Raw genomic sequence first — 11,063 nt, forward strand, 5'->3', positions numbered from 1 at the left:
AGCAATTACTCAGTGTGACGCCGGCGCCGGATTGCCTATGATCGGCGTACCGCTCCGCGACCACGCGCATGATCATTTCCCACCAGCACCGTTTCGTCTTCGCCGCGATCCCCAAAACCGGCACCCACTCGGTGCGCCAGGCCCTGCGCGCGCATATGAGCGCCGACGATCTGGAGCAGGTCGCGCTGTTCGTGAACAAGCGCTTCCCGTTCGAGGAACTGGCCGCGATCACCCACGGCCACATCAGCCTGCAGCAGGTGCGGCCGTTCCTCGGCGAGGACGCGTTCGGCGGTTATCTGAAGTTCGCCTTCGTGCGCAATCCCTACGACCGCTTCGTGTCCTACTGCGCGTTCATGACCCGCGCCAACGACGCGTTCTCGCGCAATCCCAAAGGGGTGATGCGGCACATTCTGTTCGAGGCGCGGCCGATGCAGCACATCCTGTTCGTGCCGCAGCACAGCTTCGTCACCGGCGCCGACGGCGAAATGCTGGCCGACACGGTCGGCCGGGTCGAGGACATGCAGGGCTCGTACGACGCGATCTGCGCGCGCCTGGGGCTGCCCACCACCGAACTGGGCGTGATCAACAGCTCGCGCCGCGGACACTATCGCGACTACTACGATCCAGAACTGATCGACGGCGTGTCCGCGCTGTACCGGCGCGACCTGGAACTGTTCGGCTACGAGTTCTGAGCGGTCGCCGGGTTCCGGCGCGGATGGAATCAAGACGTCCGGCGCGGCCAGCGCGCCGGACGGTGCCGCTTCACGCCGCCGGCTGCGCGCCAGCGGCGATCTCCGACATCGACGGCATGCCCATGACCGTCAGCACGGCGCCGATCACGCAGATCAGCAGCGGGATCTTGTTCGCGGAGAAGTTCATGATCGCGAAGATCAACGCGACCAACGGGATCAACAGCGAACCCAGCCCCCACAGCAAGCTTTCACGGAACGCGTTGACGACGATCCACAGCCCGCCGACCACGCTCAAAATCAAACCCAATAGATACATAGAGCTCCCCTTGCGGTTGATACCGCGGCCCCCTGCCGCGGTGGCAAGATCCTAGCCGATCTATTCAGATTTGTGATGGGGTGCGTAATTTGCGCGGCGGGGCGGGACTTCGCGCCCAGCGTTTCATTCCAGCTCGTTGAGCCGGCGCACCCGCCGCAGCCGGCGCTGGATCTTGTGCGGCCGCCCGAAGCGGTATTCCTCGACCTCGACCGCCAGGGCGCAGTCCGCGCCGAAGGCCTCGCGCATGGCATAGAGCCGGCCGTTGCCCTCGAACGCGAGCCAGCGCTCGCCGTCCTGGACGACCTTGATCTGCGAGACCGAGGGGATGATCTCGGTCAGGGCGGCCAGGTCGAGGCGGCCGTGGGCGAGCAGTTCCTCGCGCCGCGCCGCCAGGGCCTGGGCGCGGGCCCGGGTGGCCTGCTGCGCGGATTCGCGGTCGATGCGGTGGATCGGGTGCAGGGCGTGCAGCGGCACCATCGCCTGCGCCTTGTCGCTGCGCAGGCGGTGGATGTCCATGATCACCTTGGCCATGTAGGCGTCCTTGTAGTCGAGCGCGGCGACTTCGCTGCGCTTGCTCAACAAGTAGAGCCACCACTGCCGCAGCCGCGACATCAGTCGACGGCCACCGCGTGCGCATGCTCGCGCGTGGCCAGGAACTGCACGCCCGGCGCGCGCTCCTGCGCCAGTTGCAGGTTGACCCGGGTCGGGGCCAGGTAGACCAGTTCGCCGGCGGCGTCGAGGGCGAGGTTCATCGCGTTCTTGTCGCGGAACTCTTCCAGCTTCTTGGCGTCGCTGCAGCGGATCCAGCGCGCGGTGGCGACGCTGACCTGCTCGAAGCTGGCGTCGACGCTGTACTCGTCCTTGAGCCGATAGGCGACCACGTCGAACTGCAGCACGCCCACCGCACCCAGGATCAGGTCGTTGCTCATCAGCGGCCGGAAGAACTGGGTCGCGCCCTCTTCGGACAGCTGGGCCAGACCCTTCTGCAACTGCTTGAGCTTGAGCGGGTCGCGCAGGCGCGCGCGCCGGAACAGCTCCGGCGCGAAGTTCGGGATGCCGGTGAACGACAGCGCCTCGCCCTCGGTGAAACTGTCGCCGATCGAAATCGTGCCGTGGTTGTGGATGCCGATGACGTCGCCGGAGTAGGCGGTTTCGGCGATCTCGCGGTCGGAAGCCATGAACGTCAGCGCATTGGCCAGCTTCACTTCCTTGCCGGTGCGCACCTGGAAAGCCTTCATGCCGGCACTGAACTTGCCAGAGCAGATGCGCATGAACGCCACGCGGTCGCGGTGCTGCGGATCCATGTTCGCCTGGATCTTGAACACGAAACCGGTGAGCTTGTTTTCCGTCGCCGCGACTTCGCGGCCGGTGGTCTCGCGCGGCTTCGGCGGCGGTGCGTGCTCGACGAAGAAATCCAGCAGCAGCTGCACGCCGAAGTTGTTGACCGCCGAGCCGAACGACACCGGCGTCTGCTTGCCGGCAAGATAGGCCTGCTTGTCGAACGGGTGCGATGCGCCCTGCACGAGTTCGAGCTCGTCGCGCACTTCGCGCAGCGCGTCCGCGCCGATGCGCGCCTCCAGCGCCGGGTCGTCGATCGAGGCGAAAATAGTCGAATCCTGGCGGGTGAAGTTGCGGCCCTGTTCGAACAGATGCACTTCGCCGGTAAGCAGATGCACCACGCCCTTGAGGCGCTGGCCCATGCCGATCGGCCAGGTGATCGGCGCGCACTGGATGCCCAGCACCGATTCCACTTCATCCAGCAGGTCGATCGGGTTCTTGCCCTCGCGGTCGAGTTTGTTGATGAAGGTCATGATCGGCGTGTCGCGCAGGCGGCAGACCTCCATCAGCTTGATCGTGCGTTCCTCGACGCCCTTGGCGACGTCGATCACCATCAGCGCCGAGTCGACCGCGGTCAGCACGCGGTAGGTGTCCTCGCCGAAGTCGGCGTGGCCGGGGGTGTCGAGCAGGTTGACGATGCGGCCTTCGTACGGGAACTGCATCACCGACGAGGTCACCGAGATGCCGCGCTCTTTTTCCAGCGCCATCCAGTCCGAGGTCGCATGGCGCGCGGCCTTGCGGCCCTTGACCGAGCCGGCCATCTGGATCGCGCCGCCGAACAGCAGCAGCTTCTCGGTCAGGGTGGTCTTGCCGGCGTCGGGGTGCGAAATGATCGCGAAGGTGCGGCGGCGGAGGGCTTCTAGGGAAACGTCGGACATGGCGACGGCGCGCACCGGGCGCGCCGGAAGGTAAGGAGTAGGCCGGCGATTATAGCCGCCTGGAAAAGCCCTATACCGACTGCCTTCCCCCGCCCGCGGGGGAAGCTGGCCCGCGGGGCCGGACGGGGGCGCGCGAATCCCGCCTGCGTCGTCAGCCCCGAAGCACCGCTCCAGCCCTCAAGGCCCGCCCGAAATCCGCAACGGCCCCGCCCGCCCGTTCATCCGGAACGGAATCGACTCCAGGCGCATGCCGCGGTTGACCTGGATCGCGAAGTGCAGGTGCGGCCCGGTGGTGAAGCCGGTGTTGCCGGACAGGCCGATCTGCTGGCCGGCGCGCACGCGCTGGCCGACCCGGACCAGCGCCCCGTCGGCCTTGAGGTGGGCGTACAGGGCCATGCTGCCGTCGTCGTGGACGATGCGGACGAAGTTGGCGCGGCCGCCGTACCGCTCGCGATTGAGGCCGGCCTTGTCGAAGTCCGACTCGACCTGCATCACCACGCCTTCGCGCGCGGCCAGCACCGGGGTGCCGATCTCGGCGGCGAAATCGACCGCGTAGCGGTTCTCGGGATCGCTGTGGCTGAACTGGCCGCCGTAGCCCTGGTCGATGCGGAAATTGTTCTGGCGCAGCGGCAGCAGGTAATCGACGTTGCGCGGACGCGCGCTGGGGTCGCCGGGCAGGCTTTCCATCTGCAGTTCCACGCCGCGCCCGGAATCCTCGCTGCTGAGCACCGCGACCAGGGCGCTGGCGCGCGCGGCGACCGTGGCCCGCGCCGGCAGGGTCGAAGTGCCGCCCACACCGCCGCCGTAGCTCTGGCTGTAGTCGACCTTGACCTCGATCGGCCCGGACAGGTTGTTGTCGGCCCAGGCCAGGTAGCGGCTGCCGTCGGACTCGATCCGCAGCCGCGCGATCGCGCCGGGCTCGCTGTGGACCGGGATCACCTTGACCTCGGACGGCGGCGCGGCGTCGGGGACGTGGTCGCCGTAGTGGGTGATGCCGCTGCGGTCGGTCCAGCGGTAGATCTTGGCGGCATGCGCCTGCGGCGCGGCGGCCAGGGCCGCCACGCACAGCGATACGGCTAAGGCGCGCGGCCCCCAAACCATGCGATTTCCTACTCGGTGCAGCCCGGTTTCAAGTTTAGCGCGTGGGCGACATCGGCGAGGTCGAACGCGGTCACGGCTTTATCGTCGTGTACGGCGAACAGCGCGCCGCTGGGGAAGGCCGCGGTGGCGGCGGCGTGCAGGGCGACGCCGTCGGTGTGCGAGGTGACCTTGCCTTCGAAGCTGCCCACCGGCGCCAGGGTGATGCGGTCGAACAGGTGGAACACGGTCAGCGGCGCGAGTTGGTCGACCGCGATCCAGTAGCCGCCGCCGTCCGGGCAGGTCCACAGCGCCACGCCCTCGGCCTCGGCGCCGAAGCTGCGGTCGGGCAGGCTGCGGCCGGTGTACTTGCCGCCGAAGGTGTACTCGCGCAGGGTCGATTCGTGGCGGCGGTCTTCGTCGGCGATCAGCATGCGGTCGTTGGCCGGGTCGCCGGCGATCGACTCGACCATGCGCAGGGCTGCGGCCTCGCTGGTGTCGCCGAAGGAGCCGCCGTAGTTGGCGCGCAGGCGGCCGTCCTGGTCGAACTGGACGCGGTAACGGCGCACGCGCTGGTCGAGCTCGGCCCACGGCGGCACTTCGTCGAACTTCTTGCCGTACATGAAGCTGTCGGTGACGTAGACCTCGAGCTCGCCCGGCTCGGTCTCGGTCAGCCAGATGCCGTAGGGGCTGCGCAGCTCCTGTTCGCCGAAGCTGCCCAGCGGGGTGAAGTCGGGCAGCGCGAACACCTGCACGCGGCGGTTGTCGCGTTCCACCACGAACACGTGGTCGGCGTAGACCGCGATGCCGTTGGGGCGGTCGAACTGGCCGATCGCCTTGCCTTCGCCGCCGACCGTGCGCAACGCGGCGCCGGTGTCGGCGTCGTAGACGTCCAGGCGGTGGGTCGATTTGGCGGTCGCGATCAGCCAGGTCTTGCCGTCCTCGGTCGGCCAGGTGGCGAGCGAATCCAGCTCTTCCTTCGGCGTCTCGGCCGAGACGTAGCGCTCGGCGATCGAGGTGACGCCCGGGGTGCGGACGGCGGGGGCGGGAGCGGTCCGCGTGGTCGCGCAGGCGGCGAGCAGGGCGGCGAGGCTGGCCGCGACAAGAAGGCGTGGGGTCATGGACGCGAAGTGTATGCGGCGGCCGCCGGCTTTTGCGATGCCGGTTGTCGGCTTATGATTAATCGCTATATGCGGATGAAGCGATTGACAGGCCTCCGAGGCGCGGGCAGACTGGCCGCATCCATCGAGACCGGCTGAGGGACAGGCCCTTTGAAGCCGGGGCAACCCAACGCGACGCAAGTCGTGTGAAGGTGCCAATTCCTGCGGCCCGCTCTGCGTTGGTCGGAAGATGGTTGCGACGTGCGCCCTGGCGTACGTGCGACTTGCAAGCTCGATGGCCCCGTCACTTCGGATGCCCGCCATGAGCTTTGCCCCCGCTACCGCCTTCGCCGAAACCCACGCCCCCATCGCCTTCGAGCGCAGCGAGGCCTTCATCGCCGCCGCCAGCGAACGCGACGCCGTGCGCGGCGAGCTGCGGATCGAGCTGAACCTGCGCCACGCCGGCCGCCGCGATGTGGTACTGCGTTACGAAGTCCAGGGCGACACCGCGCTGCCGGTGCTGTTCGTGGCCGGCGGCATCTCCGCGCACCGCCACCTTGCGCCCAGCCGCGCCCACCCCGAGGGCGGCTGGTGGGAAGCCCAGGTCGGCCCAGGCCGCGCGCTGGATCCGGGTCGCCACCGCCTGCTCTCGTTCGACTGGCTCGGCGCCGACGGCACGCTCGACGTGGCCCTGGACCCGGCCGACCAGGCCGACGCGATCGCCGCCTTGCTGGACGCGCTGCGCATCGAGCGCCTAGAAGCCTTCGTCGGCTATTCCTACGGCGCCATGGTCGGCCTGCAGTTCGCGGCGCGTCATCCGCAGCGGCTCGGCGCGCTGGTCTCGATCAGCGGCACCCACCGCGCGCATCCCTATGCCGCCGCCTGGCGCGCCCTGCAGCGCCGCGCGGTCGCGCTGGGCGCGCTGCAGTGCGACGAAAGCCAGGGCCTGGCGCTGGCGCGCGAACTGGCCGTGCTCAGCTACCGCACCCCGGAAGAATTCGCCGAGCGCTTCGGCGCCGCCCAGGTGCGCGATGGCCGCGTCCGCGTCGATGCCGAGGACTACCTCGATCATTGCGGCGCCAAGTACGTCGCGCGCACCCCGACCACCGCGTTCCTGCGCCTGTCCGAGTCGATCGACCTGCAGCAACTCGACCCGAGCCTGATCCGCGCCCCGGTGACGGTGGTCGCGGTCAGCGAAGATCGCCTGATTCCGCTGTCCGAATCCTACGACCTGGTCGAGCGCCTGCGCGGCGAAACCCGCCTGCGCGTGCTGCGCTCGATCTACGGACACGACGCCTGCCTCAAGGAAGCCGGCGACATCGACACCATCCTGCGCGAAGCGCTGGCCGACTGTAGCCAGGCGGCGGCATGAGCACTCATAACAAAGGAACGACCGCCGTGACCCAGAACCGCACCCGCAACGCCTGCACCGCCGCCGTCCGTGCCGGCATCGACCGCGACGCGGCGTACGGAGCGGTCACGCCGCCGATCGTGCTGTCGTCCAACTTCAGCTTCGCCGGCTACAACGACAAGCGCCAGTACGACTACACCCGCAGCGGCAATCCCACCCGCGACCTGCTCGGCGAAGCCCTGGCCGAACTCGAAGGCGGCGCCGGCGGCGTCGTCACCAGCACCGGCATGGCCGCGATCACCCTGGTGCTGCATGCCTTTCTCAAGCCCGGCGACCGCATCGTGGTGCCGCACGATGGCTACGGCGGCAGCTGGCGCCTGTTCAACGCGCTGGCCGCCAAGGGCGCGTTCGAACTGATCACCGCCGACCTGACCGATCCGCGTTCGCTGACCGAAGCGCTGGCGGCCAAGCCGGCCGTGGTCTGGATCGAAACGCCGTCGAACCCGTTGCTGCGCATCACCGATCTACGCTTCGTGATCGAGGCCGCGCACGCGCAGGGCGCGCTGACCGTGGTCGACAACACCTTTCTGTCGCCGGCGCTGCAGCGTCCGATCGAATTCGGCGCCGACCTGGTCGTGCACTCGACCACCAAGTACGTCAACGGCCACAGCGACGTGGTCGGCGGCGCGGTCGTGGCCAAGAGCGCCGAGCACCACCAGCAGCTGACCTGGTGGGCCAACGCGCTGGGCCTGACCGGCTCGCCGTTCGACGCCTTTCTGACCTTGCGCGGCCTGCGTACCCTGGACGCGCGCCTGCGCGTGCACCAGGAGAACACCCACGCGATCGCGGCGCTGCTGGACGCGCACCCGGCGGTGCGCGTGGTCCATTACCCGGGCCTGGAATCGCATCCGGGCCATGCCCTGGCGGCACGCCAGCAGCGTGGCTTCGGCGCCATGCTCAGCGTCGAGATCGAAGGCGGCGAAGCGGCCGTGCGCGCCTTCGTCGACGGCCTGGAGTGCTTCACCCTGGCCGAATCGCTGGGCGGCGTGGAAAGCCTGATCGCGCATCCGGCGACCATGACCCATGCCGCCATGTCGCCGGAAGCGCGCGCCGCGGCCGGCATCGGCGACGGCCTGCTGCGCCTGTCGGTCGGCATCGAGCACGTCGACGATCTGATCGCCGACCTCGAGGCCGCGCTGGAGCGCGCCGCCGACGCGATGGCCACGGCGGCGCGCGCGAAACGATGAGCGCCGCGGCCGACGTCCTGCAGCAGGTGCAGGTTCAGCAGGCGCCCGCGCCGCATCCCTATCGCGCGCCGGCGCCGGCGCGGCTGGCGCTGCTGGGCACCGGCACCGTCGGCAGCGCCGTGCTGGCGCGCCTGCAAAGCTGGCAGGGCGCGCCGCTGGGCGAGCGTCTGGCGCTGGTGCATGTGGCCAATTCGCGCCGGGCCCTGGCCGCTGCCGACGGCCTGGCGCCGGAACGCGCGGCTTCGCTGCTGGCCGAGGCGCCGCAGGCCAGTTCGCTCGACGCCGTCGCCGCCGCGCTGGGCGAGGTCGGGTCGCGGGTGGTGATCGACGCCACCGCCAGCACCGCGGTCGCCGAGCATCATGCGCAGTGGCTGGCCCAGGGCATCCACGTCGTCACCGCCTGCAAGATCGGCCAGGGCACCTCGCTGGCGCGCTGGCGCGCGATCCGCGCCGCCTGCGCGGCCGGCGCCAGCGGCTACGGCGACAGCGCCACGGTCGGTGCGGGCCTGCCGCTGCTGCGTTCGCTGCGCGAACTGCAGGCCGGCGGCGACCGCATCCGCGCGATCGCCGGCGTGCTTTCGGGTTCGCTGGCCTGGCTGTTCAATCATTACGACGGCATGCGCCCGTTCTCGTCGCTGGTGCGGCAGGCGCGCGACGCCGGCTACACCGAGCCCGATCCGCGCGACGATCTGTCCGGCGAAGACGTGCGGCGCAAGCTGCTGATCCTGGCGCGCGCGTCCGGCGTGGCGCTGGACGCGGACGAGGTCGCCGTCGCCTCGCTGGTGCCGCCGGAGCTGGCGATCCTCTCGCGCGACGGCGTCGACGCCGCCCTGCCGGCGCTGGACCTGCCGTTGCGCGAGCGCTACGCGCAGGCCTACAAGAACGGCGAGCGCCTGCGCTTCATCGCCCGCCTGGAAAACGGCACGGCGCGGGTAGGCCTGGAATCGCTGCCGGCCGATCATCCGCTGGCCGGCGGCGCCGGCACCGACAACAAGGTCGCGATCTGGTCCGACCGTTACCGCGAACAGCCGCTGGTGATCCAGGGCCCGGGCGCGGGCGCTGAGGTCACCGCCGCCGGCCTGCTCGACGACGTGCTGCGCCTCGTCCGCTGAAGCGCGAACGCCGAGGCCGCGACCCGGCCTTCAGCCGGCCAGGCGCCGGGCGAAGAACGCGAGGATCTCGTCGCGCGCGGCGATCGTGGGTTGCCCGGCTTCGTCGATCAGATGCGCCGTGACCACGCTGTGCGGCCCGGCGACCAAGTGCTCGAAGAACGGCGGCAGCTCGTCGCGTTTGGCTGCGCTGTCGGGCAGCACGCGTGCGACGAAGCGATCGCCTAGCGCCTGCGCATAGGCGGCGAAACGCTGCGCCTGGCAGAACCGATCGCCTTCGAAACGGTAGGCCAGCACGCTGAGATCGTCGCGCTCCAGGCGCTGCCGCACCGCCGACAGTTCCTCGGGCGCCATCTCGATACCGGCCGGGTCGTCCAGCGGCAGGCTCGGCTGCGACAGCACCGGCGCCAGCATCGCCGGTTCCAGCATCATCGTCAGGGCGAAGTTGCCGGTGAAGCACATGCCGATCGCGCCGATCCCGGGCCCGCCGCATTCGCCATGCGCCAGCCGCGCCAGCGCGCGCAGCCATTGCGTCACCGGGCTGGATCCCTTGCCCGCGAACGCGCGGAACTCGGCGCTGACGCAGGCGCGCTGGAAGACCGCCTTGCTCTCGTCCAGGTCCGGTATCGCGCCGTCGCGGCCGAACAGCGAGGGCAGATAGACGGTGAACCCGGCGTCGCGCACCCAGCGACTGAATCGCGCGACCTGCGGGCTGATGCCGGGCATTTCGGCCATCACGATCACCGCCGGCCCGCTGCCGGCGACGTAGACGCGCTTGCGGCTGCCGTCGAGGACGATCTGGCGGACGACGAAATCCTCCAGCGGATCGGGCTGAGTCTGGCTGCGGCTCGGCATCGCATGGTTCCTCGGTGGGCGTGACGGCATTGCACACCGCGCGGCGCTAGACTGGCAGTGTCTGTTTAGACATCTTTCGAGCGTTTTCGGCCATGCACGATTTCAGCGTCCTGGTGCTGCCCGGCGCCTATGCCAGCAGCGTCGCGAACACATTGGACATACTCGGCACCGCCGCCGTACTCGCGCCGCGCCTGCGTCTGCCGCGACCGCGCTGGCGCTTGCTGTCGCCGCAGGGCGGGGACGTGGCGCTGAGCAGCGGCATGCGGATCGGAACCCGGGCCTTGCCCGGCCGCGCCGGCGCCGACGTTTCGACCTGGATCGTTCCCGGCCTGGGCGTGGACAACCCGCCCGAACTCGCCGCGCGCCTGGCCCGCGACGACGCCGCGCTCGCGATCGCGGCGTTGCGCCGGCATGGCGCGCGCGGCGGCGCGGTGGCGGCCTCGTGCTCGGCGGTGTTCCTGCTGCAGGCCGGCGGGCTGCTGCGCGGCCGCCACGTCACTACATCGTGGTGGCTGGCCTCGGAGTTGCGCCGGCTGCAACCCGATTGCGTGGTCGATGCCGATCGCATGGTCTGCGCGGACGGCCCGGTCAGCAGCGCCGGTGCGGCGTTCGCGCAGTCGGATCTGATGCTGCATCTGCTGCGCAGCCGCTTCGGCACTGCGCTCGCCGACATGGTCGGCAAGGTGCTGCTGATCGATGGACGCCAGGCCCAGGCGCCGTTCGTGGTGCCGTCGATGCTGTCCAACGGCAACGAGCTGGTGCGGCGCCTGACCCAGCGCATCGAAGCCGCGTTGCCGCGGCCGCCCAGCGTCGCGGCCCTGGCCGAAGAGTTCGCGATGTCGCCGCGTACCCTGGCCCGGCACGTGCGCGCCGCGACCGGTACCGGCGCACTGGCCCTGGTCCAGAGCGTGCGCCTGAACCGGGCACGGGCCCTGATCGAGAGCAGTCGCATGACGATCGAGCAGGTCGCCGCGCAAGTCGGCTACGAGGACGCGACCGCGCTGCGCCGGCTGATGCGGCGCTCGGCGGGGGCGACGCCGAGCCGGTTCCGCTCCGGCTCGCGCAGCGTCTGAGTCGGACCTCGTGCGGCGTTCGCGTGC

The 11,063-nt window shown here is 70.0% G+C and carries 11 protein-coding genes and 1 riboswitch; of the genes, 5 read left to right on the plus strand and 6 right to left on the minus strand.

All coding sequences use genetic code 11. The features are described from left to right. The first annotated feature begins 68 nt into the window (after positions 1-68). Positions 69-692 (plus strand): sulfotransferase family 2 domain-containing protein, encoded by a 624-nt coding sequence (locus ASD78_RS05765; RefSeq protein ID WP_055903507.1) that lies wholly within the window; start codon positions 69-71, stop codon positions 690-692. A 70-nt stretch (positions 693-762) separates the two neighbouring features. On the opposite strand, the gene ASD78_RS05770 is transcribed toward ASD78_RS05765, so the two are convergent. The 5 genes from ASD78_RS05770 to ASD78_RS05790 all read right to left on the minus strand — a co-directional run bounded on the left by ASD78_RS05770 (position 763) and on the right by ASD78_RS05790 (position 5,422). Continuing rightward, a complete protein-coding gene (locus tag ASD78_RS05770; RefSeq protein WP_055903504.1) occupies positions 763-1,008 on the minus strand; it encodes a hypothetical protein in 246 nt (81 codons plus the stop codon). A gap of 123 nt (positions 1,009-1,131) precedes the next feature. Then, a complete protein-coding gene (locus ASD78_RS05775) occupies positions 1,132-1,620 on the minus strand; it encodes a hypothetical protein (protein WP_056099045.1) in 489 nt (162 codons plus the stop codon). Beyond that, positions 1,620-3,224: a peptide chain release factor 3 gene (locus ASD78_RS05780; protein WP_055904043.1), complete on the minus strand. Its 1,605-nt coding sequence runs from the start codon at positions 3,222-3,224 to the stop codon at positions 1,620-1,622. The genes ASD78_RS05775 and ASD78_RS05780 overlap by 1 nt, the downstream gene beginning before the upstream one ends. Positions 3,225-3,401: 177 nt before the next feature. Beyond that, positions 3,402-4,325 carry a M23 family metallopeptidase gene (locus ASD78_RS05785; RefSeq protein ID WP_082575448.1) on the minus strand — a complete coding sequence of 308 codons (924 nt, stop codon included), beginning with the start codon at positions 4,323-4,325 and terminating at the stop codon, positions 3,402-3,404. Between the two features lie 8 nt (positions 4,326-4,333). Next, the gene (locus tag ASD78_RS05790; protein ID WP_055903498.1) at positions 4,334-5,422 is read right to left on the minus strand and encodes a hypothetical protein; all 1,089 of its coding nucleotides are present in this window, start codon (positions 5,420-5,422) and stop codon (positions 4,334-4,336) included. A gap of 118 nt (positions 5,423-5,540) precedes the next feature. Beyond that, positions 5,541-5,658, plus strand: a riboswitch (SAM riboswitch). Positions 5,659-5,723: 65 nt separating this feature from the next. Between ASD78_RS05790 and ASD78_RS05795 the strand changes: the two genes are divergently transcribed. Genes ASD78_RS05795 through ASD78_RS05805 form a run of 3 tightly spaced genes read left to right on the plus strand, consistent with a single transcriptional unit; the run spans position 5,724 to position 9,111 of the window. Then, positions 5,724-6,773: a homoserine O-succinyltransferase gene (locus ASD78_RS05795; RefSeq protein ID WP_056099048.1), complete on the plus strand. Its 1,050-nt coding sequence runs from the start codon at positions 5,724-5,726 to the stop codon at positions 6,771-6,773. Further along, on the plus strand, positions 6,770-7,999 hold the full coding sequence (locus ASD78_RS05800) for an O-succinylhomoserine (thiol)-lyase (protein ID WP_056099051.1): 1,230 nt from the start codon (positions 6,770-6,772) through the stop codon (positions 7,997-7,999). The genes ASD78_RS05795 and ASD78_RS05800 overlap by 4 nt, the downstream gene beginning before the upstream one ends. Continuing rightward, on the plus strand, positions 7,996-9,111 hold the full coding sequence (locus ASD78_RS05805) for a homoserine dehydrogenase (RefSeq protein ID WP_082575449.1): 1,116 nt from the start codon (positions 7,996-7,998) through the stop codon (positions 9,109-9,111). The genes ASD78_RS05800 and ASD78_RS05805 overlap by 4 nt, the downstream gene beginning before the upstream one ends. A 30-nt stretch (positions 9,112-9,141) precedes the next feature. On the opposite strand, the gene ASD78_RS05810 is transcribed toward ASD78_RS05805, so the two are convergent. Continuing rightward, complete coding sequence (locus tag ASD78_RS05810) at positions 9,142-9,963, minus strand: dienelactone hydrolase family protein (protein WP_056099054.1); 822 nt, start codon at positions 9,961-9,963, stop codon at positions 9,142-9,144. Between the two features lie 92 nt (positions 9,964-10,055). Here ASD78_RS05810 and ASD78_RS05815 point away from each other — a divergent pair, with 92 nt between their 5' ends. Then, entirely contained in the window at positions 10,056-11,036 is a 981-nt protein-coding gene (locus ASD78_RS05815; protein WP_056099058.1) for a helix-turn-helix domain-containing protein, read from the plus strand. Positions 11,037-11,063: the final 27 nt, after the last annotated feature.

This window comes from Lysobacter sp. Root667 (genome assembly GCF_001427715.1).
GTDB lineage: Bacteria > Pseudomonadota > Gammaproteobacteria > Xanthomonadales > Xanthomonadaceae > Lysobacter.

Bases quoted from the DNA above. Each gene is read 5' to 3' on its own strand.
- ASD78_RS05765 (WP_055903507.1), top strand. From the start codon at position 69: ATGATCATTTCCCACCAGCACCGTTTCGTCTTCGCCGCGATCCCCAAA.
- ASD78_RS05770 (WP_055903504.1), bottom strand. From the start codon at position 1,008: ATGTATCTATTGGGTTTGATTTTGAGCGTGGTCGGCGGGCTGTGGATC.
- ASD78_RS05775 (WP_056099045.1), bottom strand. From the start codon at position 1,620: ATGTCGCGGCTGCGGCAGTGGTGGCTCTACTTGTTGAGCAAGCGCAGC.
- ASD78_RS05780 (WP_055904043.1), bottom strand. From the start codon at position 3,224: ATGTCCGACGTTTCCCTAGAAGCCCTCCGCCGCCGCACCTTCGCGATC.
- ASD78_RS05785 (WP_082575448.1), bottom strand. From the start codon at position 4,325: ATGGTTTGGGGGCCGCGCGCCTTAGCCGTATCGCTGTGCGTGGCGGCC.
- ASD78_RS05790 (WP_055903498.1), bottom strand. From the start codon at position 5,422: ATGACCCCACGCCTTCTTGTCGCGGCCAGCCTCGCCGCCCTGCTCGCC.
- ASD78_RS05795 (WP_056099048.1), top strand. From the start codon at position 5,724: ATGAGCTTTGCCCCCGCTACCGCCTTCGCCGAAACCCACGCCCCCATC.
- ASD78_RS05800 (WP_056099051.1), top strand. From the start codon at position 6,770: ATGAGCACTCATAACAAAGGAACGACCGCCGTGACCCAGAACCGCACC.
- ASD78_RS05805 (WP_082575449.1), top strand. From the start codon at position 7,996: ATGAGCGCCGCGGCCGACGTCCTGCAGCAGGTGCAGGTTCAGCAGGCG.
- ASD78_RS05810 (WP_056099054.1), bottom strand. From the start codon at position 9,963: ATGCCGAGCCGCAGCCAGACTCAGCCCGATCCGCTGGAGGATTTCGTC.
- ASD78_RS05815 (WP_056099058.1), top strand. From the start codon at position 10,056: ATGCACGATTTCAGCGTCCTGGTGCTGCCCGGCGCCTATGCCAGCAGC.